Here is a 25,631-nt window from a genome sequence, read left to right as displayed (position 1 = left end):
CAGGGGTGTAGCTGTGTAGCGCGTAGCATTTTTGCTACGCGCTACACAGCTACCCATCCTCAAAGCGCAGCCAGCGGGCTACGGTGGTAAAGTGTACGCCTACCTGTTGGGCTATTTCCCGAACGCCCAGCCCTTGCGCGTGTAGCTCTCTGGCCCGTGCTTCCTGTCCGGCTTTAGCGGCGTAGCGGCCGGTAGTGTCGCCGGGCGTGGGCAGCATTGCCAGCACGGCCAGCGCATGGGCACGGGCAGTATCCATCAGGGCCAGCGCCGTGCCTACGTCGGCCGGGTCGGCTTCCAGGCGGCCGGTGGGGGCTTGCCCGTTTTCAAAGCAGCGCAGCAGCGTCAGCAGCCCCGCTACGCGCCAGGCCACAAGCCCCAGGCGGTAGGCCGAACTCCCACCCGCCCCGCCCGCTACGGCCAGTGCTTCATCAAGGCCGGCGGCCCCGGCCGTATTAAGGCGCTGCCAGTCGGGAGCGGCCAGCGTTACTTCTACCGGATAGCTGCCGGCTTCATCGGCTTCGGGTACGGCGGCAATCATACGGGTTAGCTCGGCAGCCAGCAGGTCAAAGTAGGGGTCGAGGGGCGGGCCGGCGCTGGGGCTTACGTCCTGCCAGGTGGGCGTTTGCTCAAAGACGTAGAACAGGAACCGGCTCACCAAACCATCTTCGGCCGAAGGCATCAGGCGCGGGAGCTGGCCGGGGGTGCCGGTCAGGGCAATGCTCAGGGCAGGGCGGGCCAGGTCGAGGTGTTGGCGGTCAGTTTTGCGCAGCAGCGAAATAGGCTCATGCTGAAAGGCTTTGCGCAGCACGTCGCTGAAGTTGCCGAAGTCGGTTCCCAGTGCCCCGGTCAGGGTGTCGGCTTCGGTTTCGCACATAATGCCGCGCCCGTCGTTTTCGGCCAGCGCCGTTTGCAGGGCAGCGGCCGTGGTGTTACCAGGTAGATAGAGCATTTTGTAGGGCGGCGGGGCCGCGGGGGGCGGGGTCAGGCTGGCTTTGGCCTTGCCGGCGGTTTTGTAGGCAGCCAGCTCGGCATCGTAGTCGAGGCAGGCGGCGCGGCTGGCATCGGTCAGGGCTTTGTGGTGCGGCCAGGCCAGCCGCCGTGCCCACGCTAAGGTGCCCTTGCCGCTGGCCGCCGGGGCAATGATGAAGGCGAACAGGTTCAGGCCAAACCGGCGCTTGTTGTAGGTGCCGCCCACGGCCGGAAAGCAACCTGACAGCACGGCCAGCGTGCCCAGCAGCATTACAGCTTTTTCGTGCCCGTCAAAGGGCGCGCAAGCCCGTTGCAGGAAGTCGGGCAGCGCGTCGTACACGGCCGCTGGGAACGTGTCCAGCAAGGGTGCGGCCGGGCGGTTTTCTTTTTGTCTGAAAGAGGCAGTAAAACCCAGTTTATTCCCTGTTAATGCGGTGAAAGGTTTGCTCCCGTGGGCAGCGGCTTCGCGGGTATAGATGCCACGTAGGGTTTGCTCTATTTCCCGCGCCGGGAAGTCAGCCGCCGCGTAGCTGCCCACGGCATGGGATTCGAGGTCGGCCAGCGCTACGCCCCGCTCATTGCAGAAAAAAGCCAGGGCGGCCAGCCAGTTGTTGCGGCCGTTGCCGGGGACGGGCAGCGGGCCGTGGTGCGTTTCGTATTGCGTCAGGCACCAGGCCAGCGCATCGGGGGCGGCCATTACAGGAGCAGTACGCGCGTGCGTGCGCGGGCGCGTGTACGCGGGCGTATTGGGTGCATAATGCGGCGGCGGGGCGGGTGTTGCGGCCCGTAGCTTGTGAATATCCATTGTGTTGCCAGCTAGAAAGAAGTAGGGATTGGTAGGGTTCAGACCGCGTAAGCGGGAGCCAGCCAGGCATCGGGGGCATAGGGCACAAAGCAGGCGCGGGCCAGGTCTTTGCCAGCCTCATCAGGGCACAAGCCCAGCGGGGCATAATGGGCAGCCAGGTAGGCGGCACAGGCCCGAAAGTTGTCGAGGTGGGCGGCCGTGGGGTCGGTGCGTACAAAGGCTTTCAGTCCATCGCCGCTGGGGCTGGTGAACAGAAGCACCAGCTCAGGGGCCAGCAGCTCATCGGCCAGCAGGGCGGCGCGGGCCGTGCCCACGTCGGGCAGATGGTCGAAGTCCAGTACCAGCAGCCCCGATGGTTCGGCCAGCGCATCGTTGGCGCGGCGGGTGAAGGTGCCGGCGGGCGTTACGTAGTCGAGGCGCTTTTTCAGCTCTGCCCGCTCAGGGCTGCCCACGGGGGCCGCACGTAGGGCTTCGGTGCGGGCGTGGTGCCGGGGTGAAGTCAGCACGGCGAAAAGCTGGGCCGGGGTAATAGCGGCATAGGGCACAGTAGCCGCAATGCCCCCCCGGTAGTAGCTGAATCGGGGGGGAGCTATTACTGCTTCGTTTCTGCTATCGACTTGTTTTAGGCTTTCGGAAAATTCGGATTCTATTCCTGCTTTATTCCTGTTACCGGCATAAATAGGGGACTCCGATTCATCCGGTTCTACGCCTGCTTCATGCCTGCTTTCACTTGGCGCGGGCGCGTTGGGGTGTCCTGTTTTGTCCGGTGCTTCAGCCATTGCCAGCCGGGCATCTTGTTCGGCCGGGGTTAGGGGCGGTTGGCGTAGGCCGCGCCCGTCAATGGTGGGCACCAGCCAGCCGGCGGCCAGCAGGTCGGGTACGGTAGGGCCGGTGCCAGCGGGGTACATTTCGGCCAGGGCGGCAGACAGCGCGTCGGGCGTGGGCGTAGCCTTGCCGGTTAAGGTGAGGGCACAGGCCAGCGTGTCAAAACCAAAGGGACGGGCGGGGGTGGGTAGTAGGGCAACGCTCATCGGTTACGACCTTTCCGATAAGCAGCCAGCACGGCGGATAATTCGTCATCGGATAAGTCAAAGCGGCGGGCTACGTTCGCCCGCCCCTTCTCGGAGAAGTCGAGGCTTTGCAGGGTGTCCAGAAAGACGGACAGCCCCCGGCGGGTTATGAGCAGCGCCCGGCCGGTTACCAGGTTTCGAGTGGGCGAATCAAGCACGGGCCGCCCCTCCTTTCCCGCTTTTTACCGTCCGCTGCTGGGGCGTAAGGGCAGCCATTACTTCGGCTCGCTTCAAGTAGGAACGCGAACCGAGTTTATGGTATTTGAGCCGACCCAGACGTTTGTGCTCATGCACAGTTTGCACCGTTACGCCCAGCAACTCGGCGGCTTCGCGGATACTCAGCAGCTCATCGGCCGGGGCCGTGGGTGGGCCGGCGGGAGCCGCCGAGGCGTGGTGTAGCTCGTGCCGGACAACGGCCCGCACATCTTCGAGTAGTTGGGCGTAGTCAGCAACTACTAACCCAGGGCTGTTTGCCAGCATCTTGTACCGTTCCCGCCGGGGAGTTTGCCGGTCGGGAACGATACAAAGGGCGGGCTTACTCATTGCGGAACCTTGCGGGCGCAATACTCCGCAATACTCCGCAATGCTTGTCTAAGTATTCAGTAATACTAACGCCCTGTTTTTGAATTGATCAGCCTCACTTTCACGCGTCCCTAATCCGGTCTGAATAGCTCGTTCACTAACCACAGCTCCGAATGTTGCACTAAAGGCCCGCCCAATAGCAGCTTTGCTTCCTTTAAGGCGGGGCCGCTTTTCATCAATCAAGGCATAGATAACGCCAACCCAAGCCCCAGGGGTTGCCGCTGGGGTTGCTTGTTTACGGGTATCAACTAGCCCCAGTGCCGTTAGAAGTGCCGTTAGTTCAGGCAACGTGTAATTCAGCAGGTGGGGCGCAAAATTGCTAGTCAGGGCCGGTGTGTCGAGGGCCGGGGCGGTGGGTTGTATTTGCTTTTCCTGAAAGGTTTCGGGCGTGGGAGGGGCCGGTTCACCCAACGCCCCAGCTAGTAGTATTAAAGCCTGCCATACGTGCCACTCTTTTTCAAACAGGTGTATATGCAGGTACTGAAAAAAGAACTCAGATATTTGGTCTGTAGTGTTTTGCGTTGGGCGCAATGGGGCAAACTCTGAGTAGGCATACGCAGCGGTAAGAGAACTCGAAAAGAACGGTTGCCCATCATCGTAAAGCCGTTGCCACTTCAACGGCCGGCTGGCCTTTATGGTGGGCAGCAACCGCTTTAGCTCAGTATAGGCCGCTCGCAACAACTTCTTTTTGGCCGTAGGAACGGCTCGCTGCAAAGCCAGTAGCATTACCCCGTATTCCTCATTCCATTCTTCATGCCCGTCCTTCCGAGTAGCTAACTGGTGCCGCTCATTCTGCCATAGCTCAATTTTGCGGGCGCGGTCTAAAAACTGCTCTATCGGGGACAAACTGGCTAGCGTGTGCCATTCCCGAACACTCTGCAACGCGGCCCGCCCGCTGGCTTCTATTTCGCATTCTCGCTCAGGGGTCAGGTAGTCCAGCGGGTAATGTTGCCGGTAGCCGTAGCCAGGCAGGTGGGCGTGTTGTTCGACCTCAGCAAGTAGTATAGCTAAACAGGCTAAAAATTCCGCTTTGTTACTCGCTCGTTCGTGCAAGTTGGTAACATAGTACTCAAGCCCTTCTTTCCCTATCCTAGAGAGGTCAGAATACCATTCCCCTGCTAACTCTGGCAGGGTTGGAGAAGGTAAATGTTTTCCTAGGTGTGAATAATATTTGCGAATAAGCCTTACCGGCTCTCCGGCGGGCTGGGTAGCTATGGTGTCGATAGGCTTTGACTCTGTAATGGGTGTGACGGTGGGCGGGGTTTCATCAAATACTCCACGCTTAGGAAACAAGTCTAAAAATTCCTTCATAGTCTGCCAGCGTCCAATCCAAGCGTTTGTTCTTTCTGTCTCAGCGTAGGGGTTAAGTAGACTTTCCTTACCTTCTAGGATAGCCATATCGCACATTTTATAGGCAGTCCAAAGGCTTTCCCCAGCGTGATATTTCTCTTGAAAATATTTTTTTAAGTCCTGGAAAAATAGGGCCAGTATAACATGGAAATCAGTGTTAGGTGGTGTGGTTCCTACTGTCCAGTTCTTATGCCCATACATTTTTTGCCTCAATTCAAGGTAGGCTAACATCCTCTTTCCGCCTTCCTCAAACTGCTGTATTTCTTCGACAGTCGTTTCATATTCTCCATCTGAGCACTGAACAAAATACCGTCCATCGCGCTCAACTATTTCTCTTACCATAGCTTGCCAGCTCTTTTATATATCAATTAAAGCACATCAAATGCCCTTAATCCGGCATTTCGTGAAACTTAGCAAATTCTTCAGCAACCCGTTGGGGCGTCAGGTTTACATACCGCTGAAAGGATTTGTAAGACGTGTGTCCGGTTAGCTTCATGACAAATTCGGCGCTCATGCCTTTGCCCAGGTTCAGGGTTACAAAGGTGCGGCGGGCGGTGTGTACGGTCAGCTTTTCGTGTTTTGGGCAGGTGGTAACATCGGCTATGCCGCCCCGGTAGCGGATAACTTCCACGGGGGAATCTATGCCAGCCAGCGGCCCCAGCTCCTTTAGAAAGCGGTTCAGCACGGGGTTGGTGATGGGCTGGCTTTTCAGGGTAGCTAGTTCGCCGGCCAGCAGGCGGTTCACAATATCGAGGGCGCGGGCGCTCAGGGGCACGTTCACTACGGCGCGGGTTTTCTGAGCAGTCAGGCGTAGGTGGGCAGGCAGCTTATCAGTGGCAGGCCGTAGGTGCTGGGGCCGGATGCTTACCAGGTCGGAATACCGTAGGCCAGTATAGCAGGCCAGCAGAAACCAGGCGCGGGCTTTGTCGAGGCGGGAGCCAACGGGTAAAGGCAGGTTTTCCAATGCGGCCAGCTCGGCGGTGCTCAGGGCAATTACGTCCGGCTCCCGCCGCGCCCAGCTTACGCGGTCAAGGGCGGTGTTTTCGGTGTAGCCGCGTTTAGCCGCCCACTTCATAAAGGCTTTGAGCCGCCCCAGGTGCTTGTTGATGGTGTTATCGGTCAGGCCGGCTACATTCAGCAGATAGGCTGCCCAACGGTCGCCTACGGTGGGCGTCAGGGTGTCGAAGTCAATAGCGTAGCCGTTGGCGTCGCTGAACTCCCGTAAGTGCCGGCCGGCGGTGGCGTGGGCTTGTGCCGTGCGCACGGTGCCGGCGGCGCGGGTGTAGTTCACCCATTCCTCATACCGTTGCCAGAATTGCGGCCCACGGCCAGCCGCTTCTACGGGGTCGGGTTCGGCAGGGCGCTCAGGGGCGGCGGCTTCGCGTAGGGCGGCGGCCGTGGGCAGGGTGCCGGTAGCCAGGCTCTCGGCGTAGGCCAGTAGCAGCCGCTCGCTTATGCCGGTCAGCGCATCGTTCAGGTGCCCGTTCAGCTCATTGCCTTTGCCGCGTAGCTGGGCGCGTTGGTCGGCCTTGTTCCAGCGGTCAGGGTGAATGCTTTGCCCGGTATAGACTTTGACACGGTGTCGGCGGTCAATGGTGAGCAGGGCGTAAATAGCCGTCGGGCGGTCTGCCCCCGGCTCTTTCAGGTGGAATGAAACAGTAGCCATTGAAGTGTTTTGTAGTTGCCACTTCAAAGATAGGGTGTGTACCCTTGCCGGGGTACACGCAGGGGTACACACTAGCCGATTTTAACCATATTTACCCCGATTTGTACCGATTGGTGAAAACGCAAAACCCCTTTTCAGGCTATTGAGAGGGCTTTTTACGGTGTTTTACAGTCGGTCTGAAAATGTGGGTTGCATTCCAGTCCCCGCTACCTAAGCGACCCGGTTGCCATTACGGCAGCCGGGTTGTTTCTTTTTGGGCCTTATTGGACGCAAACTTAGGCAAGTGGCCTAGCCCGAGAGCCCAGCCTTTGCCTGGCAGAATCAGTACCTTGGGGCGTGTCACCCTTATTCAAGCACGTATGCTAGATCTGGTAATTGATGCTCGCCCGGCTGACCTCGGTAACGGGTTTGGGGTAAAACGAATTTTGCCGTACCGTCTGCGACGCATGCTGGGGCCGTTTATTTTCATGGACCATGCCGGGCCCGTGCAAGTAGCTCCGGAGCTGCTGCCCGCCCTGGATGTGTTGCCTCATCCGCATATTGGCCTTTCTACGGTCAGCTACCTCTTTGGTGGGCAGGTAACCCACCGCGACAGCCTGGGCGTGGAGCAGATTATCAGGCCGGGGGAAGTGAATTGGATGACGGCCGGCAGCGGTATTGCGCACTCTGAGCGGTTCGAGGACCCCGCTACCCTGGCTGGCGGCGCCCTGGAAATGCTGCAAACCTGGGTGGCCCTACCCACCGCCGATGAAGAAAGCGCTCCAGCATTCAGCAATTACCAGCCCCAGAAACTGCCTATCTTTACTGAGCCAGGTGTATGGATGCGCCTGATTGCCGGCGAGGCATTTGGGCTCCGGAACAGCGTTAAAACTCACTCACCACTATTCTATCTGCACGTGGTGCTGCAGGCTGGTGCCCGCTTTGGCTTGCCCAGGGGGTATCCTGAGCGCGGGGCCTATGTGGTGAAGGGCAGCCTAGAAGTGGGCGGCCACCGCTATGGCGCCGGACAACTACTAGTGTTTACCCCCGGCCTCGACCCGGTGCTGGTGGCAGCGGAGGCCACTACGCTGATGTTGCTGGGCGGAGAGCCACTCGGCGAGCGGTTTATCTGGTGGAACTTTGTATCGTCGAGCCGGGAGCGGATAGAGCAGGCCAAGGCCGACTGGCAGGCCGGCCGCATTATGCTGCCTCCCAACGACAACCACGAGTTTGTGCCCCTACCCCAAGACCGTACGCGCCCGGCCGGCTCAGGGTCGCCGCCACCGCAGGCCCTGTCATAGGGTAGAGTATGCGGAAGCAGCAGTGGCCTATGGGGCTTAGTTTGGCAGAAATACCCGGAACGTGGTGCCTTGCTCCGGCACGCTTTCTACCTCCACGCGCCCGCCCTCCGCTTGTACTAAGCGATTTACCAGGAATAGGCCTACGCCCGTGCCTTCACCGGCATTCGGATGGAAACGGCGGAACAGCTGGAATAGCTCGGCGCCGTGCCGCTCCAGGTCAAGTCCTAGGCCATTGTCTTGCACCTCCAACACGGCGTACCCGCCGGCCCGCCGGCTACGCAGCTGTACTTGCGCTGCCCGGTTAGGGTGACGGTATTTCACGGCATTGGCTACCAGGTTGAGCAGTACCGTGCGCAGGCTGCTGCGCACAAACTCCACCTCGGGCAGAGTAGAAAAGTCCGTTTGAATATTGGCCTGCGCATCCTGCAGCTGCGGGCGTAACGTTTGCAGAACGTCGGCCGTCAGGTCGGCCAGCGGTACTTGCTCGGTAATCTGCTCACCGGGTGGGCGGGCAGCCTGCACTACGGCCGCCAGATCGGTAATGGTGGTGGAAAGGTCACTGAACGACTCCTCCATGAGCCGCAGCATCTGGCTGGCTTCCGGGTCGTGGAAGGTGGCAGAGCGCCGCAGCTCCTCAAACAAGCCTTGCAGGTTATGCACGGGCTGGCGCAAATCGTGAGAGGCCGCGTACACAAAGTTATCGAGGTCGGCGTTGGTACGCGCCAGCTGCTCATTTGTGGTGCGCAGCTCCTGGTTGCGGGTGCGCACTTCCTCATTGGCGGCAGTAAGCTGCGTGTTAGCTTGCTGAATCTGCTGGCGGGTTTCAGTGAGCTCCTCCAACGATTCGCGTAACTGCTGGTTAACGGCCTGCAACTGCGCATGGTACCGGCTCATGTACTGCCGCCACTCATTTTTCTCGATGGCGTGAACAACCGTCTTATAGAGCAACTCCTGGTCGAACTGCTGCTTTACCAGATAGTCCAAGGCCCCCGTGTTAAGGGCCCGCACGGCCAAAGACTCACTGCCACCGCCCGTAATCATCACCACGCACAGGGTATCGGGCGGGGTAAGCCGCTTAAGGTCATTGAGCAGCGTTAAGCCATCCGTATCCAGTAGGTTATGATCCAGCAGCACACAATCGGGCTGCTGGGCCCGGAACATGGCCACACCCTCGGCGCCCGAGGAGGCTTCCGTAATCTCAAACCGCTCGTGGCCAGACTGTTTGCCCAGGTACCGCTTGTACAGCATGCGGTCCTGCTCATTATCGTCGATAAGTAAAATCTTCTTCACGCAAGACACAATCTCAGCCCAGCAAGGGCAGCTCTGAGGTATTAAGCCAATAGCTCACCAAAAGGCGGGTTTTCTCCTCCAGCACGGCGTAGTCAATGGGCTTGGTCAGGTAGCTGTTAGCACCCAGCCGGTAGCACTCCTCAATGTCGCGGGAGTTGGTAGAGGTGCTGAAGATAATAACCGGAATAGATTGCAACTGGGGGTCTTGCTTAAGCACGGCCAGCACAGCCCGGCCATCGGTGCCGGGCATATTAAGGTCGAGCAGCACAAATGCCGGGAGCTGCTGCGGCCAGCCGGGGCGCTTACCGTACCCTTGCAGATATTCCAGAGCCTGGTCGCCGTCTTCGCAGCGCAGGATGGGGTTGGGCAACGCGTGCTTTCGGAAGGCCCGGCCCAGAGCCGTGAAGTCCTCCACGCTATCTTCTACCACCAAAATGGGCTTGAGGGATAAGGCTGACACTTACAGGTGTTTTGAAATAGAAAAAAAGAAGGTTGCGCCTTGGCCTAGTACGGAGTTGACCCATATTTCGCCGTGGTGTTTTTCCACCATTTTCTTAGCAATAGCCAAGCCAGCTCCGGTACCGCCCCCATATTTCTCCTGCGTGTGCAGGCGCTTGAAAATTTTGAAGATGTTCTCGTGGTGCTTCGGATCAATTCCAATGCCATTATCGCGCACGCAGAAAACATAATAGTCTTCGGGGTCACCGGTACCGCGGGGGCCGCGCGTTGCAGCGGGTGCTAGGCCTATTTGCACCTCCCGCCGGGCGTCGTCGCTGTAGCGCATGGCGTTGGTGAGCAGGTTGCTGAACACTTCCCGAATCCGGACCTGGTCGCAGCGGATGATTGGCAAAGGGTTGATGATGGTGGCCGTGGTACCCGTTTGCTCAAACCGGGGCTGCAGCATATCCAGCACATCTTCTACCACCTCTTGCACATTGGTTTCTACCAGCGTGAGCTCCTGACGGCCCACTCTGGAGAGCTGCAGCAATGACTCAATCAACGACTCCATGCGCTGGCTCAGCCGCACCAGGGTCTGAAGCTTACTCACGCCCTCAGCATCCAGCTGCTCGGCGTAATCCTCGAGCAGGAAGATGGAGTAGTTATGAATGCCGCGCAGGGGCTCCTTCAGGTCATGGGAGGCCACGTAGGCGAAGGAGTCTAGTTCGTCGTTGCTGCGCTCCAGCTCCGTATTGAGGCGGCTCAGGCTGGCGGCCCGGGCCTGCAGCTCATTAAAAATCTTGAGGCGAACATCGGAGAGGTGCAACCTGATTTCCTGGGCTGCTTCAATCTCCATGGGGCGCCAGGGGGCCGAGGTATTATCAACGGTCTGGCTCCAGGCCTCAAATGACTGCCGGGGTGAGAGGTGAAGCTGCCCATCCTGCAGTACCTCGGCTTTCTGCGTTTTACCGGCCCAGGTCACGGTCTGAATCTGCTCGGGGCGGAACCAGATGATGTAGTCGCCGGGCTTCTGCGAGAGGGAAATAGCCAGTAGGCCACTGCCCGTGCCACGCATAGCCACGCCGGCTGGGTTGTGGCGGGCATAAGAATCAGTATAGAATATGTCTTCCTGGCTTGCATGCTGCCCCAGCCACTCCAGCAGCTCCTGTAGTTGAGGTACTGTAGGGGTAGTGCCCAGGGTAATGATTTCCCCCTCAAAGCAAATAGCCGCCCCGCCGCAGTCGATGACCTCCTGCACGGTAGGCGTGCGCTTGTAGAGACCCTCCATGAAGTTATCATGCCGCCCTACCAGCTCAAACAGGCGGGCCTGGGTTTCCCGGATGTGCAGTTGGTAAGCATAGTCGTCGTGCTGCTGCTTACTGCGCAACAGCGCCGAAAACGTTTTGCCAATAAACAAGCACAGCTCCCGGAGCTCGTAGCTCACCAGGCGCGGGGTGAGGTGGTGGCAGGTAATCATGCCCCAGAGCACACCATCCTGAATGATGGAAATGGTCATGGTGGCGGCCACACCCATATTGCGCAGGTACTCGATATGAATTGGCGACACGCTCCGCAGCACGGCGTGGGTCATGTCGGGGGGGCGTGGGGCCTTGGGGTGCAGCACGGGGTGCAGGCGGGCGGGCACGTAGGCCACATCCGGAATAAAGCGCAGCCAATTTTTGAGGTACATGGCGCGGGCCTGCTGCGGAATGTCGGTGGCGGGGTAGTGCAGGCCCAAGAAGGGTTCCAGGTCGGCGCGTTTAGCTTCGGCTACTACCTCTCCGCTGGCATCCTCGGCAAAGCGGTACATCACCACGCGGTCGAAGCCCGTAATGTCGCGGATTTGCTCCACGGCGTGCTCACAAAACTCCAGCACCGAGGTGGCCGCCAGCATCTGGCCCAGCGCTACGTTCAGGGAGGGCAGGTCCAGCACGCTGGCGCCGGTTTCCTCCACGGGCTCGAACTCCAGCCACAGAAGTGCATCATAGCGGTGAAGGATGAGCTTGTAGAACGGTTGGCCGGCTACCTGCTCCAGCCGGACGCCCAGTAGTTTGGCCGCCTCCGTGAGTGTAGGCCAGAGCTGGGTTAGCTCCGCTAAGGTGCCGGGGCTCAGCAACTGCTCCAGGCCACTGCCCACCAACTCCAGCGCCGAGATGCCAATAAGAGCCTGCGTGTTTTCGCTGGCGTGCACCACTTGCTTGGTGTCGGGGTCAAGGCACAGCAAAAAGCCGTAGGGCTGCACCGAGCCCGGAATATGAATGGGCTCCCGGTCGCAATTGGTGAGCGTGATAGGAGCATTAATCAGGCTCTCATCGGAATATATTACGGCTGATTGATCCACGCGTGTAGTTTTTGAAACGTGAGGCTAGCCGACGCTACAATCTCGGCCTGGTTGGCAGGGGTGGCTTCCTCCGCAAGGAGCTGGCAGAAGCGCTTCCACATGGGGCCCGTCTGCTCGGCGTAGCCCGTAAAGTAGGTGCGGCTCCCAATGCCCGCCTGGGCAAGCTGCCGCGTAATTACCTGGCCCCCAAGAGTAGAGCCCTCCAGTACGTACATGGCCCCCAGTAGCTGGGGCCAGGTGGTAAGTGGCGGCATATCGGGGCACAGGGGTAACGGGGCATTGGTAGGTACGTCGGCCAGAATCAGGTGGGCCCGGTGGCGCTGCTCTATGTCCCAGGCCGGCCCAAAGCTGTGGTTGTCTAGCCGCGCCTCATAGGGCTTCAGAAAACCGTATAGCTTAGCCAGAAACCACTGCGTTGCTCCGGCTGAGGCCTGACCAGCCGATAAAGACTGGTTGAATTCATTCTGCTCCAGGGCGTCGTGATAGGGGCGGGTTTCACTGCGCAGACGTTGCAGAATGACAGGGGTTCCGGAGGTAATGGACATAGAAAGCAGGCAGGCTACGGTTTGTAAAGATAAGGCTCGCGGCAAAAAGTGAGGTAGGCAGAAGCCAGATGGGTAAACCAATAGTAGAGGCAGAATAGTGCGATATAAGCCCTCAATTTGATTTTCAGGGGGCCGAAACCCGGGTTTTAGCGAGATGAAAAAATTAGCTCAATCTGCCGCTGGCAGCGGTAGCGCAAACCGGAGCACCTCGGGCCAACCTAGCACCACTGGCCTTGCTTTCTGATGAATGCGGAAACGGTAACTTATTGTTACATAAAGCATTTTAAGCAGCTGCTTGAGTCGGGGCGCCCGCTCAGGCAAGCCAACCATCTGAACCATTCGGCACGAATTAGTTACCTTTGTGGTTATAGTCTGTGGTGCAGGAACTATGCGGAGGGCAGCTGAATGGCGGGAGGCAGTAGTAGCTACCAAACGCCGGCCACGGAATGGCCAACGCCGCACAACTCAAGGGAGTAAGCGAGCAGTATCGGCCAAAATCGAGTTATTAGCTGCTGTAAGCTCCTCCATAATGCACCACTACCGGTGGCTTTCGTGCCCGGTATTATTTTCTACCCCGAAAGGGCCATGGCACTTACTGGCGCTGAGCGCCCGGGCGGGTCCTTTCTTTACTGGTGAATTCACATGCAGTCTACCCTAGCAACCTTCGGCCCCACGGCCGCCCATACCCATGCGCACACGCATGAACTAAAAATCTGGCCAGCCTGCTTCGCGGCGGTTGAAGCCGGAGACAAACCCTTCGATGTCCGTGAAAACGACCGTGACTTCTGCGTGGGCGACACGCTGGTATTGCGGGAGTACGAGCCGGAAAGCGAGCAGTATAGCGGCCGCAGCATTACGCGCTGGGTCAGCTATATTATTCATGGCGGCTCTTTTGGCATTGAAGCCGGCTGGTGTGTGCTGGGCCTGAGTGAGCGGCCGCCGCTGCCCGCCGGTATTCACGACACCAAGCTCTGGTAGGCCACTAGCCGCCCGGCTGCTCCGGTTACCGGAAGTGGCCTAGCGTACCTACCGCAATCGATGGCATAGCTAAAGCCGACCTGAGTTCACTGCGTGTGAGGCCCAGGCCGGCTTTCTGATTTTCTAGGGAGAGCGTACCGCACAGGGCCCCTTGAGGCACGGCGGCCGAGTTGTATCTTCGTGGGGTAGTCAGGTACCCGATTTAGTGGAGCAGGAAGAAAGCCGGAAAATCATTCATCTGGACATGGATGCGTTCTACGCCTCTGTGGAGCAGCGCGATAACCCCGCCCTGCGGGGCCGGCCCGTAGCGGTGGGCGGCTCGCGGCAGCGCGGTGTGGTAGCGGCCGCCAGCTACGAGGCGCGGCAGTTTGGGGTCCGGTCAGCCATGGCCTCTTCAGTGGCGAAGCGCAAGTGCCCTGAGCTGATCTTCGTGAAGCCCCGGTTTGAGGTGTATAAGGAAGTGTCGCTGCAGATTCGGGAGATCTTTGCGGAATACACGCCTCTTATTGAGCCGGTATCATTGGATGAGGCTTACCTCGACGTGACGCACAACCTGAAGCAGCTTGCCTCGGCTACGCAGGTGGCTCAGGAAATCAGGGCCAAAATTCTGGAGAAAACCCAACTCACCGCCTCAGCGGGCATCTCCTACAATAAGTTTCTGGCCAAGCTGGCCTCTGATTACCGCAAGCCCAACGGGCAGTTTGTGATAAAGCCCGCGCAGGGCTTGGCCTTCGTAGAAGCCCTCATGGTAGGCCAGTTCCATGGCATTGGGCACGTAACGGCGGCGCGCATGAATCAGTTGGGCATTTTCACGGGCTGGGACTTGCGCCAGCAAACAGAAACCTTTCTGCGCCAGAACTTTGGCAAGGCCGGCGCCTACTACTACGCCATTGCCCGCGCCCGCGATAACCGCCCCGTAGTAGCCGACCGGGTCCGCAAATCGGTGGGCTCCGAAACCACCTTTGAGGAAGACCTAACTACTCAGGAGGAGTTAATGAGTGGCCTACAGCCGGCGCTGGAGTCAGTGTGGAGCTACTGTGAGCGCACGGGCGTTCTGGGGCGTACACTCACGGTGAAGGTGAAGTACAACGATTTTCAGCTGCTCACGCGCAGCCGCACCTGCCCCGCGCCCTTTACCAGCCAAGCCGCGCTAGAGCAAGTAGGGCGGGAGGTGCTCAGCTCCCTATGGCCCCTGCCTAAGGGCATCCGGCTGCTAGGCGCCTCGCTATCTAACCTTGATACGATGGGAGAAGACACTCCCGGTCGCCAGCTGCTGCTACCCTTATAGGGGGGCGCTAGGCCACTTTTGTCGGCTTGCGTTTGGAGGCTTTAGGTTTTGCCTTTGCCTTCACCTTGGCCTTGTGGGTAGGCTTGCGACGGCGCCGGTTCCCGATGCGCTGCCGCTCGACTTTGCGCTCAGCGCGGTGCAGCAGACGCTCGGGTAGGCGCGCTATTAGTCGCTCCCGTACGTACTGGGCCAGGCCGGAAAGAGGCACCAGTTGGGTAGTACGCAAGAAGGTCATGACCTCACGCCGCCGCAACGTGCTCACGCCCGAGAGGCCTAAGGCCAGCAAGTATTGCTTTACTTCTTCCAGTAACAGCAGGCCAGCCAGCGGGGCGCGCTCTACGGTAGCGTTGTAGGAGGCCGCCCGGTGCACCCGCAGCTCCTGACCCGGTGCGGCCACCAGCACGCCCACCCATTCGGGTACCAGCGGCAGTAGCTTAGCCAGGTGCTTCTCCGTGACGATGAACGTCACGAAGTCATACACCTCGCCATAGCAGCGGAGCTGGTTCGCCACCCGCTGCAGGGTGTCGCCGTCGCCTTTTACCTCGTAGCCGTGCATGAAGGCCGGCGTGATGTGCACTACATCGGCGCGGGTAGTGCCGGTGGGCAGCTCATCAACGTACACGCCTTCAGTGAGTAGCGGGTAGAGCAGGGCGCGGATTTCGGGGTCGTTCATGAGAAGCCGAGGCCAGGTCGAGGGGGCAGTCGGCGGCACAGGGCACACCTTCGGTAAGCAAGTTAAAGCAGAAAGCCCGACCGCACACACTGGCGGTCGGGCTTTCTAGGAGTTAGCGGCTAAGCGCGAAGCGCTACGGCTAGTTTATTGAGGGTCAGCCTTCACTTTCGACTTACGCTTCTTGTCTTTGACTTTTACATCAGCCTTGCCCGTGGCAGTACCTTGGGTGACGCCCGTGCCCGACCGTGTTTCGATCATTGAACCCGACGTGGTGCCCGACATTGGCTGGTCCATTGTGGTGGTGGTCGTCGTCGACTTGGTTGTCTCCGTGGTGGTGGGAGTGGTCTGGATTACCGTGCCCTGGGTTGGGGTGGTAGTCTGCGACTGCGTGGTAGTGGTAGTGCTTGTTTGGGCGTTAGACGTAGCAACACCCGCTACAAGAAAAGCGGCAACAGCCAATACTTTTTTCATGGGGAAGGGAATTAAGGGCATGAAACATAGCCGAGGAAACACCAGTTGCCTGTTGTGCTGCGGCAGGTCTTTAACGTGCTAGTAATCATAAGGTTGTTATTGGAAACGGCAAGGCTTCTGCACCCAGTAAACAAGTGGCCTAGCCCGCCTCGCCGCGCAGAATTTCGAGCGGCGGTCGAGTCAGCACGTCGCGGCTATTGAGCAGGCCGATGAGTACCGTAAGCGCCGTAGTAGAGGCTGCTAATACCAACAAGGGTGAGAGCTGCGGCACAAAGGCCACTTCAAATATCCAGGTGGCCAGCGCCCAGGCGGCACCCACCGCCAGCAGTAGTCCGGCCACGGCCGCCAACAGGCCTAGCAGGGCATACTCCACCAGCGTAATGCGCAGAATCTGGCGCCGGCTAGCCCCCAGGGTGCGCAACAGCACGCTCTCCTGCACGCGCTGGTAGCGGCTGATAACTACTGAGCTGATGAGCACCACCACGCCGGTGGCAATACTGAACAGGGCCATAAAGCGAATCACAAAGGATATTTTGCTCAGAATATCATCCAGGGTTTGCAGAATCAGGCCCAGGTCGATGGCCGATACGTTGGGGAATTGCGCCACCAAGTCGCGCTGCACGGCGCCCAGGGCCTGGTTGTTGGGCACGCGGGTGAGCAGCACATGAAACTGTGGGGCCTGTTCCAGCACGCCTTTCGGAAATACCACCAGAAAGTTGGTTTGCACCCGGCTCCAGTCAATGGTGCGGGTGCCGCCCAGAATGGTAGTGAGCGGGGCACCCTGCACGTTGAACACCAGGGTGTCGTTGAGCTCAAGCTTGAGCCGGCGGGCAAAATCTTCGTCCATGGAAATACGCGGGATACCATCGGCCCCGAGCCGTGGAGTTTGGCCAGCGGCCAGCTTCTCGGAGCCCGGGTTGAGCGTGTCGCGGTAGGTAACGCGGTACTCACGGGTGAGCATGCGGGTGGACGGGCCATTGGCCGTGTCCTTCTTCATCTGGGAGATGGTGCGGCCATTGATGGAGGTCAGGCGCATCGTAACAATGGGCACTTCCTGCATGATGGGCAGGCCGCGCCGCTGCAGCAACTGGCCTACCCCGGCTTTCTGCTCCGTCTGAATATCGAACAACACCAGGTTGGGCTGCTTACCGCTGGCTGAAAGCTGCACCCGGCTCAGCAACAGCCCCTGCAGAAGGTAGAGCGTGGCCATCAGAAATACCCCCAGCCCAATGGACACGGTAAGCAGGAGCGTCTGGTTGTTAGGCCGGTACAGGTTGGCCAGGCCCTGGCGCCACACGTAGCTCCACGACACCGGGAAGAAGCGCCGCACCAGGAGCCGCAGCCCCTGGCCTACGCCCGCCAGCACGCCAAAGGCCACCACCAGGCCGCCCACAAACCCTAATGACTGCTTCACGTCGCGCGTCTGCAGATACGCAAACCCCAGAATGAACAGCACAATCAGCCCAAATACCACCCAGCGGAGTGGGTCGGGGCGGGTGGCGTCTTCCTCATACGAGGCCCGCAAGGTGCGCAGCGGCGACACGCGCCGGATGCTGAGCAGGGGCAGCAGGGCAAACAGCACCGCCACCAGCAGCCCCGTTAAAATGCCCTGGCCTACGGCGCTCCAGGAGATGGTAATGTTCACGGCTACCGGCAGAAAGCCCGCAAATAGCCGCGGCAGCGCCAGCTGAATGGCTGTGCCCAGCGCTGCCCCCACTACGGCACCCACTAAGCCCATAAGCGCAGTTTGCAGCAGGTAAATGAGTAAGGCTTGCTGGCCGCTGGCTCCTAAGCACCGCAACACCGCCACTGAGGCCACCTTCTCGCGCACATACAGGCTCACGGCGCTGGCCACGCCCACGCACCCGAGCAGCAGGGCCACGAAGGCCACCAGATTCAGAAAGCGAGTAAGGTCAGAGAAAGCGCGCCCGGTTTGCTCCTTACGGCTGACTACCGTTTCGGCCCGAATGTTTTCCTGGCTGGGGATGTCCATCAAAGGGTCGCGCAGCCGCTCCGGGGCTATACCCGGCTGCATTTTGTAATAGATGCGGTACTGAACCCGGCTGCCTTGCTTAATGAGCTCCGTGCGTGCAAGCAGCGAGGTGGAGTCGGGCTGCCCTGTAGTGGTAAGCTGGTAGTTGCCGGGAATAAAAACGGTGGGAGCCACTGCCGCATTAAACTCCGACTGGCCCGGGGTTTTGCGCACCCGCCCCGCAATGCGGAATACCACCCGCCCCACCCGAATAGAGTCGCCGACGCGGGCCGCAAACTGCACGAGCAAGGCATCATCGACGAGGGCAATAGGCTGGTTGGTCCGCGACGCTTGCCGGAACTCCTGCGCAGCTGCGGTGGGCTCAGTAAGCCATATACCATAGTAGGGGAAGTCACCCTGAATGGCTCGCACTTGTGCCAACCGCACACCATTGCCCTTCGGGAACTGTACTAGAGAGGGAAAGGCAGCCTCATAGCTGGCACTCACAACGGCTGGCCCAATAACGGGCTGAAAATCTGGCTTAAACGGCTGGCCCGCCGACAGCACCAGGTCGGCACCCAGCAGCTCCTGGGCCTGCTCATCAATGGTGCGGGCCAGGTTATCACCGAAGCCGTTGATGCCCACCAGGGCCGCAATGCCGAGGACGATGGCCGAGATAAACAGCAGCAGCCGGCTCCGGCTGCGGCGGCTGTCGCGCCAGGCCATGCGCCACAACCAGCCGGCCCCTGGCCCGGCAGAAGGTAACTGGCTCATAGGGCAGAGGAAGAGGCCGCAGATGAAACAGGGGTGCCGGAATCAGAAATCATGGTGCCGCCCTTGATCCGGACTACTCGCTGGGTTTTAGCGGCCAGCTCCAGGTCGTGAGTTACGAGCACGAGCGTAGTGCCGGCCTCGCGGTTCAACTCAAACAGCAGGTCTACTACTGTGGCACTGGTTTCGGCGTCGAGGTTGCCGGTGGGCTCATCGGCAAACAAGATGGTAGGCCTGTTGGCAAAGGCCCGGGCCAGGGACACGCGCTGCTGCTCGCCGCCCGAGAGTTGGGTGGGGTAGTGGTGGCCGCGCCCGGCCAGGCCTACGCGGGCCAGCAACTCCTGCGCGGCGCGGGCTGAGCCTTTCTCGCCGCGCAGCTCTAGGGGCACCTGCACGTTTTCAAGAGCCGTGAGGGTAGGTAAGAGCTGGAAGTTCTGGAAGATGAAGCCCACGTATTGGTTGCGCACGGCGGCGCGCTGGTCTTCGGAGAGAGTATCTAGCTGCACCCCATTGAGCCACACGCTGCCCGACGTGGCCCGGTCGAGGCCCGCGCACAGGCCCAGCAAGGTGGTTTTGCCGCTGCCCGAAGGCCCAACAATGGAAAAGGTGTCGCCGGCGGTCAGCTCAAAGCTGACGGACTCCAGCACGGTCAGGGCCCGGCCGCCACTGGAGTAGGACTTGGTGAGGTTTTCGACTTTAAGCACGAAAAATATCTAAGTTGAATCAGGAATAATGAACGATGTAGAGACGCGGATTTGCGTCTCCTCGTTGCTGAGGTTGTTTAGGCTGCCGCGTACCAGGCCAGTCATTGGCTGTACCCACCTGGACTTCTGGCAATGAGGCCTACGCTATTGCGCCTGCTGGCACTTCATGGGCCAGACATAACCGCTTACGTATTAGCAGACGCATTAACCTTGCGCATACTTTCTCTCGTTACGCAACTATCAGTAAATACTTCTTACATGAGAACTGTTTTGTCCCTGCTGAGTGGCGCGCTCCTGTGCGCCCTGGTCAGCTGTAATTCCGATTCCCAAACAACTACGCAAACCACTGCGGCGGCCACTACGGCTGCTCAGCCGCCGAAGGCCACGAGCAAAGCTGCCCCGCAAACTATTCTGTTCTTCGGCAACAGCATCACGGCTGGCTACGGGGTAGAGCCTGAGGAAGCTTTTCCGGCACTCATCGGCCAGAAGCTAGACTCAGCGGGACTGGCCTACACCATCGTAAACGCTGGCCTGAGCGGAGAAACTACTGCCGGGGGCCGCAACCGCGTGGGGTGGGTGCTGCGCCAGCCGGTGAGCGTGTTTGTGCTAGAGCTGGGCGGCAACGACGGCCTGCGCGGCCTGCCCCTCCCCGATACGCGCCGCAACCTGCAGGCCATCATCGATACCGTGCGCCGCCGCAGCCCCCAGGCGCAGATTGTGCTGGCCGGCATGCAAATACCACCCAACATGGGCCCCGACTACGCCACGCAGTTCAAGAAGCTCTACGCCGAGCTGGCTCAGAAAAATCAGGTCAAACTCATTCCCTTTCTGCTGGAAGGAGTGGGCGGCGTCCGGAAACTCAACCAGCGCGACGGGATTCATCCTACGCCCGCCGGTCACCGCCTGGTAGCCCGCAACGTGTGGGCTGTGCTACAGCCCATACTGCAACAGCCTGCTACAGTGGCCCCGTAAATGATGCTTACAATGATGGTAGGCCATCACATAGTAAAACAATACACGCCAAACTAGCCGAGCCCTGCTTGGTTACAGGCTACATGAGCACCAAGGGCTACTTCTTTCCTCTAACTATTGACCGCAATGGCCTTAGATAACACCCTGCAACGATTTATTGCCGCCCAGGAATCGGATTACGCCACGGCCCTGGCCGAAATTAAGAATGGCCGCAAGCGTAGCCACTGGATGTGGTATATTTTTCCGCAAATACACGGGCTGGGCTTTAGCGAAACCTCGAAGTTCTATGCCATTAAGAACAGGCAGGAGGCTGAGGCCTACTTGCACCACCCCGTGCTGGGCCCCCGGCTGGTAGCTATCTGCCAGGCACTATTGTCTCTGGACAGCCACAACGCTACCCAAGTGCTAGGCAGCCCCGATGATATAAAGCTGAAGTCCTCCATGACCTTGTTTGCCGCGCTTCATAACCCCGATCCGGTATTTGAGGCAGTACTGCAGAAGTTCTTCAACGGCACCAAAGACCAGAAAACGCTGCAGCAGCTAGGCAACGCCTAGGCCACTACCTACCATATTACTCCAGGTGAAGCGAGAAAATCCTAGCTCACCTAAAAGCTTGCTCAGGGTACTCGCTTCCTTCTGCATTACCACCCTACAATTTATTGTCGGAAATATGATAGATGCCTCCTGCGGCCTATCTTACCCCACCACAAACACCATCCCCTCGGCCTGCTTTGGCAAGCCACTTTTTACCTTTCTGCTTATGCGTTTTACTACTCTTCTGCCGGGTGCTGCACTGGCGCTGGGCCTGCTGGCAGGCTGCGCCCGAACACCTTCTACCTCGGGCGTAGCATCCCCCACGGAGCCGCCTGCTCTGGAAGCCATCCGGGAAACGGAAATTCGCCGCGACCTTTTCTCATTGGCCAGCGACAGCATGCGCGGCCGCCGCGCCGGTACCCCCGATGAGCTGCGCGCCGCCATTTGGGTAGCGGAGCGTGCCCGCGCCGCCGGCCTGCAACCCGCCGGCGACGATGGCACTTACTTCCAGCTCTACCCCCTGCACCGCATCACGGTAGCCCCTAACTCCCGGATGAGCTTAAACGGCCAACCCCTCGCGCTCTGGAAAGACGCCTGGGTTACGGCGCCCATCAGCGCCCGCCTCACTGGCCCGGTAGTCTGGCTTAACTCCCTGGCTGATACTGTACGGCGCGATTTGCGCGGCAAGATTGTGGCCATGTCGCTGCTGCCGCCCACGCCGCTGCCGGTTGCCAACATCAGTTTGCGCGGTATGCGCTACGCCCTGGCTGCTATTGGCCAGCAGAGCGCGGCGCTGCGGGCACGCGGGGTGGCGGGCATCATCCTGGCCGCCGATGCTATGACTGAGCCCAGCCTGGAGTTTGTAGGCCACCGCTACCAGGATGGGCAGTACTTGTTGCCCTCCATGCCGGTGCCGCCCGCGCCTATTCCAGTGCTGCTCGTGCGGCAAGCTATGGCTGCTACGCTGCAGGCGCCGAAAGCCCGTTTTCAGGCCGAGCTTGACCTGAATGATTTTGAGTATCCCTCCATCAACGTAGTGGCCCGCGTACCCGGCACCGACCCCGAACTTCGCAAGGAGAACGTGCTGTTCAGCGGCCACCACGACCACGACGGTATCGGGACGCCCGTAGCTGGCGACTCCATCTGGAACGGCGCCGACGACAACGCCACCGTAAGCGTAGCCCTGCTGGCCATTGGCCGGGCCTGGAAGCAACGGCCGGGCGCCCGTTCGGCCCTGTTTGTGTGGCACGGCGCCGAGGAGCGCGGCCTGCTGGGCTCCCGCTGGTTTGTAGACCACCCCACCGTACCAAAATCCTCCATTGTGGCCGTACTCAACGGCGACATGATGGGCCGCAACTCCCCCGATTCGGCGGCGCTGCTGGGCTCTACTGCTCCGCACCGCAACTCAGAGGCCCTGGTTAACATGGCCCTGAAAGCCAACCAGAACGTCAGCAAGTTCACCCTCGATAACTCCTGGGACGACGCCAAGCACCCCGAGGGCTGGTATTTCCGCAGTGACCACCTGCCCTACGCCCGTGCCGGCATCCCGGCGTTGTTCTTCACCACGTTACTGCACCCCGACTACCACACGCCCCGTGACGAGGCCTCGCGCATTGATGTGGCTAAGCTCACCCGCATGACGCGCTGGATGTACGCCACCGGCTGGGCCGTTTCTGCCACGCCCCAGCGCCTGACCCAAGACCCGGATTTCAAGCTGGAGCGGTAATAACCTGTTATTCCGAGTGCAGCGCTGAATCTGGGGTAGCTTCTAGGCCAGTCTCCAGATTACTCGCCCTGCTCAAAACGACAGTTCGGGCAGGTAGCAAAAAAGCCCGGCCTTCTCACTCATGAGAAGGCCGGGCTTTTTTATGTGCTGATACGGGTGTTAGCTTAGTTCAGCCAAACGGTCAGCAGCATTTCAAAACGGTGAGGCGCGTAGGCGTTGTAATACGGGGCTTCGCCCTCGAAGCCGAGAACGTGCACCAAGGGCAACCCTTCGGTGCGGGAGTCTACCACCCGAACGGGGTAGAGCTGGCCTTCTTCGGGCCAGTCGCCTACGTGGTTGTAGGGGCGCTGGCTGGCATCTACGCAGCGGGCGTAGTCAACGAAGGGGGCGTGGCGGGTGGCTTCCGCCAGGGTCAGGTTTTCAACTTCGTACTTTGGCATATTGAATCTTTCTACAAGAAAACAGCCTTTTTAATTCACTTTTATCGGCATACTTCACCCAAAAAGAGCGCGTTGCAGATTGGCTGGCTGTAAGTTAGAGTTTAAACTGAAAACTCACCTTTACCCCAAAGGTACGGGCCCCAGGTGAGTTACGGTACGTGAGCCGATGCAGGAAATCGACGCGGGCCACTCTGAAAATGTTCTCAATACCGTAGCCCACCTCGGCGTACGGCGTGCGGCCCAACGACTGAAATGTGGGTAGCGGGCCACCATTCACGGGGTCTTCGGTGGGGTTGATGCGGCGGTTGGCGTCGCTTACGCCACCCCACAGCACATTGCCCGTGGCCACCAGCCGCCAGTTGAGCTGCTTGATAGCCGGGATGGAGTTTAACAGGAAGCCATCAAATTGGTTTTCAAACCGGAAGGCAACGTACCGGTCGCTCACAAACTCAAAGTAGCGCATCAGGTTAAACGCTCCCGCGTTATAAAACGGCGACTGGTTGCCCAAGTGCGACTTCAGTAGCGGGTAGGGCACCGTGCTCGGAATAAGGCCGGCATCCAGGCGGTAATCGGTGCGGCCCACCTGGCCTAGCCGTATGCTCTGGTCAATAAGGACGTTAAATTTCTGATAGTGGAAGTCGCTGCCCAGCAGCTTATCTACGCCCAGCGTGTAGCGCACGGTAAACACGGGCCACTTCTTCAGGCCAATAGCCGTGCGGCGGTTTTGGTTGTTGGGCACCAGCACTTCATCGCGGGCGTAGCGCGACTCCACCACCACCTCCGACAAGTCGAAGTGGTCGTCGGTGGGGGCGCCGGGCCGTTGCTCCTGGGTGTAGTAAGCAAAGGGGTACAGCGGGTTGAAGCTTTGCCGCCGCAGCATTACCCGCTGCGTAAAGCCCCTAAATAGGTCGGTCTGCAGGGCAATGGTGGTCAGGTCGCGGAGGAGGGGGCGGCTGGAGGTAATGTTGCCCAGCCTGGCCGAAGCCTCAAACAGTGGGTTCTCCAGGGCGTAGTCGTTATCAAGCAGAGCCACCTGGTCCAGGTCGTGGCGATGCTCAAAATTTAGCACCGTCCAGTGCCGGCGCTCCAGAATGCGCTGCGCCCGCAGGCCATACTTAAAGCGCCCGTCGCGGGTGCCGTAGGCCAGGTAAGGGCGCAGCAGCCAGTCGCGGCTAAACTCCGGCGTGGTCCGGAAGCCCACCCGAAAGCGGTTGCCCTCAATGTTGTTGAAGCTATACGCCGTCAGAATGGGCCCCCAGTCAATTTTACCGGCGCGGTAATACCCATTCACGGCAATATCGGCTACCTCCAGCAGGTTGCGCATGGCGGGCAGCTGGCGCACTGAGTCCAGCACCATGAGCGTTGCTTGCTCCTGCTGGGTTAGAGAATCGGGCCGGTTCTGCTCGAAAAAGTCCTTGGCGTCATCGAAGGCATCGGCCGCCGTTTCCAGGGGGCGGTCATAGAAAGGAAGCGGCTTCGGATGGTTGGCGTCGAAATTGGAATTGACGATGGTGAAGCGGGCCAAAATACCCGTGCTGCCCTTAGTAGGCTTAATCCCGATAACTACCGCCGTGCGTTTGGGCAGCCACGCCCCAGCCGGCGAGGGCGTGAGGTCCTGCTTCACGCGCACCTGCTCCACAAAGTTGAGGTTCGCCTTGGGACTAACGGCCAAGTCTACCCGGCGCAGGGCGTAGGTTTCGGCCGTTATCCAGATGGTGCCCACAAAAGCCAAGTCTTGCAGCCGGCGGGGCTTCACTCCAATCTTATAGCAGAAGTCCTGGCCTACAAACACAGAGTCCAGCAGGTCGTACTCGTAGGTAAACTTCCAGCCATCGGCAATGGGCGAGATAAAATCTTTGCCCAACAGCTGTTGCCAGTTGGGGTAGAAATCCCAATCCTGAAACGAAGAGCCTAGAATCTGCGACGTCACGGAGCCTTCCCGAGGGGCTGCCCCGTGTAGCTGGGTATGCTTAATCTCCTCCCGCTTGCGCAGGGGCTGGTTGTTCTGGTAAAAGCGCGAAAGCACTTCTGAGGCGAAAAACGGCACTATTGGCTGGCCTCGTTCGTCGCGCGGCAGGCCCATGCTATCGGCTACCTGCGTTATCTGGCGCAGCAGCTTGCGGCGGCTTACCTGACTGGGCAAGTTGTTCAGGGCCACCTCCGTGCGGCTGTAGCTGTCGAACTCAAAGGCCTTGAGGTTGCGCTTATTGTTCTGCGGCTTGTGCTCCTGCACCCGGCGCAGAATAACATAAGCGGGGTTCTCCCGGGGCCGCACTACCACTTCACCCAACGAAACCGCCCCCGCCCCCAGCGCAAAGTTCACCGTATGGGTGGCTAGGCCACTCACGCGTTTGCGCACCGTGCCAAAACCAATGGCGGACGCCGCCAGCGAGTCAACGGGTGCCGCCACCGGGAGCTGATAGCGGCCATTCTCATCGGCGGTGGTACCCTGCCCGGAACCCGGCACAAACACCGACGCGAAGGGAACCGCCTTACCCGTGGCTGCCTCCGTTATCCGGCCACTAAACACTACACGCTGCGCCCAAGTGGGCCTTACGCCTACCAGCAGCAATAGCAGTAGCAGCAGGTAAACGATTTTCATGCGGTAAACAAATTAGGGCAGAGGGCGGGAAGGTAGTACTGGGTAAGATACACAGGTTCCAAACACAACCAAGCCGGCAACCCGGTAAGTTCTCTCAGCTGGCTACTCTGCGTACATGAGCTGTCGAAGGTGGTGGTGGTGGCAAAAGTGGTTGGCAATATGTG

General features: G+C 59.6%; 22 protein-coding genes. 6 read left to right on the top strand and 16 right to left on the bottom strand.

Annotated features, from left to right (window positions below; all coding sequences use genetic code 11):
- Positions 1–49: 49 nt before the first annotated feature.
- The 6 genes from HMJ29_RS06620 to HMJ29_RS06595 are packed head-to-tail and all read right to left on the bottom strand — an operon-like array spanning position 50 to position 6,442.
- Entirely contained in the window at positions 50–1,774 is a 1,725-nt protein-coding gene (locus HMJ29_RS06620) for a DUF3987 domain-containing protein (RefSeq protein WP_171590736.1), read from the bottom strand.
- Between the two features lie 38 nt (positions 1,775–1,812).
- On the bottom strand, positions 1,813–2,805 hold the full coding sequence (locus HMJ29_RS06615) for a BT4734/BF3469 family protein (protein WP_171590735.1): 993 nt from the start codon (positions 2,803–2,805) through the stop codon (positions 1,813–1,815).
- Positions 2,802–3,002 (bottom strand): hypothetical protein, encoded by a 201-nt coding sequence (locus tag HMJ29_RS06610; RefSeq protein WP_171590734.1) that lies wholly within the window; start codon positions 3,000–3,002, stop codon positions 2,802–2,804. Before HMJ29_RS06610 ends, HMJ29_RS06615 begins: the two co-directional genes overlap by 4 nt.
- On the bottom strand, positions 2,995–3,387 hold the full coding sequence (locus HMJ29_RS06605) for a helix-turn-helix domain-containing protein (protein ID WP_171590733.1): 393 nt from the start codon (positions 3,385–3,387) through the stop codon (positions 2,995–2,997). The genes HMJ29_RS06610 and HMJ29_RS06605 overlap by 8 nt, the downstream gene beginning before the upstream one ends.
- Before the next feature lie 48 nt (positions 3,388–3,435).
- Entirely contained in the window at positions 3,436–5,118 is a 1,683-nt protein-coding gene (locus HMJ29_RS06600; RefSeq protein WP_171590732.1) for a hypothetical protein, read from the bottom strand.
- A gap of 46 nt (positions 5,119–5,164) precedes the next feature.
- The gene (locus HMJ29_RS06595; protein WP_171590731.1) at positions 5,165–6,442 is read right to left on the bottom strand and encodes a tyrosine-type recombinase/integrase; all 1,278 of its coding nucleotides are present in this window, start codon (positions 6,440–6,442) and stop codon (positions 5,165–5,167) included.
- 359 nt (positions 6,443–6,801) lie between these two features.
- Here HMJ29_RS06595 and HMJ29_RS06590 point away from each other — a divergent pair, with 359 nt between their 5' ends.
- A complete protein-coding gene (locus HMJ29_RS06590) occupies positions 6,802–7,722 on the top strand; it encodes a pirin family protein (protein ID WP_171590730.1) in 921 nt (306 codons plus the stop codon).
- 36 nt (positions 7,723–7,758) lie between these two features.
- On the opposite strand, the gene HMJ29_RS06585 is transcribed toward HMJ29_RS06590, so the two are convergent.
- The 4 genes from HMJ29_RS06585 to HMJ29_RS06570 are packed head-to-tail and all read right to left on the bottom strand — an operon-like array spanning position 7,759 to position 12,336.
- Positions 7,759–9,012: an ATP-binding response regulator gene (locus HMJ29_RS06585; RefSeq protein WP_171590729.1), complete on the bottom strand. Its 1,254-nt coding sequence runs from the start codon at positions 9,010–9,012 to the stop codon at positions 7,759–7,761.
- 13 nt (positions 9,013–9,025) lie between these two features.
- Positions 9,026–9,472, bottom strand: a complete 447-nt coding sequence (locus HMJ29_RS06580) for a response regulator (protein ID WP_171590728.1) — start codon at positions 9,470–9,472, stop codon at positions 9,026–9,028.
- Entirely contained in the window at positions 9,473–11,791 is a 2,319-nt protein-coding gene (locus HMJ29_RS06575; protein WP_171590727.1) for an ATP-binding protein, read from the bottom strand. It lies immediately after the preceding gene.
- Positions 11,773–12,336 carry a biliverdin-producing heme oxygenase gene (locus tag HMJ29_RS06570; protein WP_171590726.1) on the bottom strand — a complete coding sequence of 188 codons (564 nt, stop codon included), beginning with the start codon at positions 12,334–12,336 and terminating at the stop codon, positions 11,773–11,775. Before HMJ29_RS06570 ends, HMJ29_RS06575 begins: the two co-directional genes overlap by 19 nt.
- 642 nt (positions 12,337–12,978) lie before the next feature.
- On the opposite strand from HMJ29_RS06570, the gene HMJ29_RS06565 reads away from it, so the two are divergent.
- Complete coding sequence (locus tag HMJ29_RS06565) at positions 12,979–13,314, top strand: ASCH/PUA domain-containing protein (RefSeq protein WP_171590725.1); 336 nt, start codon at positions 12,979–12,981, stop codon at positions 13,312–13,314.
- A gap of 205 nt (positions 13,315–13,519) precedes the next feature.
- Complete coding sequence (dinB, locus tag HMJ29_RS06560) at positions 13,520–14,602, top strand: DNA polymerase IV (protein WP_171590724.1); 1,083 nt, start codon at positions 13,520–13,522, stop codon at positions 14,600–14,602.
- Positions 14,603–14,609: 7 nt separating this feature from the next.
- On the opposite strand, the gene HMJ29_RS06555 is transcribed toward dinB, so the two are convergent.
- From HMJ29_RS06555 to HMJ29_RS06540, 4 genes are all read right to left on the bottom strand, one after another.
- Positions 14,610–15,275, bottom strand: coding sequence for a sce7726 family protein (locus HMJ29_RS06555; protein WP_171590723.1), 666 nt, complete (start codon positions 15,273–15,275; stop codon positions 14,610–14,612).
- 144 nt (positions 15,276–15,419) lie between these two features.
- On the bottom strand, positions 15,420–15,746 hold the full coding sequence (locus tag HMJ29_RS20315) for a hypothetical protein (protein WP_216634096.1): 327 nt from the start codon (positions 15,744–15,746) through the stop codon (positions 15,420–15,422).
- Between the two features lie 139 nt (positions 15,747–15,885).
- On the bottom strand, positions 15,886–18,492 hold the full coding sequence (locus HMJ29_RS06545) for an ABC transporter permease (RefSeq protein WP_244678846.1): 2,607 nt from the start codon (positions 18,490–18,492) through the stop codon (positions 15,886–15,888).
- A complete protein-coding gene (locus HMJ29_RS06540; RefSeq protein WP_171593272.1) occupies positions 18,489–19,202 on the bottom strand; it encodes an ABC transporter ATP-binding protein in 714 nt (237 codons plus the stop codon). Before HMJ29_RS06540 ends, HMJ29_RS06545 begins: the two co-directional genes overlap by 4 nt.
- Positions 19,203–19,451: 249 nt before the next feature.
- Between HMJ29_RS06540 and HMJ29_RS06535 the strand changes: the two genes are divergently transcribed.
- The 3 genes from HMJ29_RS06535 (at position 19,452) to HMJ29_RS06525 (ending at position 22,425) form a co-directional block, all read left to right on the top strand.
- The gene (locus tag HMJ29_RS06535; RefSeq protein ID WP_171590722.1) at positions 19,452–20,165 is read left to right on the top strand and encodes an arylesterase; all 714 of its coding nucleotides are present in this window, start codon (positions 19,452–19,454) and stop codon (positions 20,163–20,165) included.
- Between the two features lie 126 nt (positions 20,166–20,291).
- Positions 20,292–20,720: a DUF1810 domain-containing protein gene (locus HMJ29_RS06530; RefSeq protein ID WP_171590721.1), complete on the top strand. Its 429-nt coding sequence runs from the start codon at positions 20,292–20,294 to the stop codon at positions 20,718–20,720.
- Between the two features lie 205 nt (positions 20,721–20,925).
- Positions 20,926–22,425 (top strand): M28 family metallopeptidase, encoded by a 1,500-nt coding sequence (locus HMJ29_RS06525; protein ID WP_171590720.1) that lies wholly within the window; start codon positions 20,926–20,928, stop codon positions 22,423–22,425.
- Between the two features lie 164 nt (positions 22,426–22,589).
- On the opposite strand, the gene HMJ29_RS06520 is transcribed toward HMJ29_RS06525, so the two are convergent.
- Both HMJ29_RS06520 and HMJ29_RS06515 read right to left on the bottom strand, forming a co-directional pair.
- On the bottom strand, positions 22,590–22,865 hold the full coding sequence (locus HMJ29_RS06520; protein WP_135530260.1) for a hypothetical protein: 276 nt from the start codon (positions 22,863–22,865) through the stop codon (positions 22,590–22,592).
- 94 nt (positions 22,866–22,959) lie between these two features.
- Complete coding sequence (locus tag HMJ29_RS06515) at positions 22,960–25,467, bottom strand: DUF5686 and carboxypeptidase-like regulatory domain-containing protein (RefSeq protein WP_171590719.1); 2,508 nt, start codon at positions 25,465–25,467, stop codon at positions 22,960–22,962.
- Positions 25,468–25,631: the final 164 nt, after the last annotated feature.

Source organism: Hymenobacter taeanensis, from assembly GCF_013137895.1.
GTDB classification, from domain to species: Bacteria; Bacteroidota; Bacteroidia; order Cytophagales; family Hymenobacteraceae; genus Hymenobacter; species Hymenobacter taeanensis.
This window is presented reverse-complemented; position numbering and strand designations above follow the sequence as displayed.

What these genes read in the sequence shown, in the direction of transcription:
- HMJ29_RS06620 (WP_171590736.1), bottom strand. Translation starts at nt 1,774, where the DNA reads ATGGATATTCACAAGCTACGGGCCGCAACACCCGCCCCGCCGCCGCAT.
- HMJ29_RS06615 (WP_171590735.1), bottom strand. Translation starts at nt 2,805, where the DNA reads ATGAGCGTTGCCCTACTACCCACCCCCGCCCGTCCCTTTGGTTTTGAC.
- HMJ29_RS06605 (WP_171590733.1), bottom strand. Translation starts at nt 3,387, where the DNA reads ATGAGTAAGCCCGCCCTTTGTATCGTTCCCGACCGGCAAACTCCCCGG.
- HMJ29_RS06600 (WP_171590732.1), bottom strand. Translation starts at nt 5,118, where the DNA reads ATGGTAAGAGAAATAGTTGAGCGCGATGGACGGTATTTTGTTCAGTGC.
- HMJ29_RS06595 (WP_171590731.1), bottom strand. Translation starts at nt 6,442, where the DNA reads ATGGCTACTGTTTCATTCCACCTGAAAGAGCCGGGGGCAGACCGCCCG.
- HMJ29_RS06590 (WP_171590730.1), top strand. Translation starts at nt 6,802, where the DNA reads ATGCTAGATCTGGTAATTGATGCTCGCCCGGCTGACCTCGGTAACGGG.
- HMJ29_RS06570 (WP_171590726.1), bottom strand. Translation starts at nt 12,336, where the DNA reads ATGTCCATTACCTCCGGAACCCCTGTCATTCTGCAACGTCTGCGCAGT.
- HMJ29_RS06565 (WP_171590725.1), top strand. Translation starts at nt 12,979, where the DNA reads ATGCAGTCTACCCTAGCAACCTTCGGCCCCACGGCCGCCCATACCCAT.
- HMJ29_RS06555 (WP_171590723.1), bottom strand. Translation starts at nt 15,275, where the DNA reads ATGAACGACCCCGAAATCCGCGCCCTGCTCTACCCGCTACTCACTGAA.
- HMJ29_RS20315 (WP_216634096.1), bottom strand. Translation starts at nt 15,746, where the DNA reads ATGAAAAAAGTATTGGCTGTTGCCGCTTTTCTTGTAGCGGGTGTTGCT.
- HMJ29_RS06545 (WP_244678846.1), bottom strand. Translation starts at nt 18,492, where the DNA reads ATGAGCCAGTTACCTTCTGCCGGGCCAGGGGCCGGCTGGTTGTGGCGC.
- HMJ29_RS06535 (WP_171590722.1), top strand. Translation starts at nt 19,452, where the DNA reads ATGAGAACTGTTTTGTCCCTGCTGAGTGGCGCGCTCCTGTGCGCCCTG.
- HMJ29_RS06530 (WP_171590721.1), top strand. Translation starts at nt 20,292, where the DNA reads ATGGCCTTAGATAACACCCTGCAACGATTTATTGCCGCCCAGGAATCG.
- HMJ29_RS06525 (WP_171590720.1), top strand. Translation starts at nt 20,926, where the DNA reads ATGCGTTTTACTACTCTTCTGCCGGGTGCTGCACTGGCGCTGGGCCTG.
- HMJ29_RS06520 (WP_135530260.1), bottom strand. Translation starts at nt 22,865, where the DNA reads ATGCCAAAGTACGAAGTTGAAAACCTGACCCTGGCGGAAGCCACCCGC.
- HMJ29_RS06515 (WP_171590719.1), bottom strand. Translation starts at nt 25,467, where the DNA reads ATGAAAATCGTTTACCTGCTGCTACTGCTATTGCTGCTGGTAGGCGTA.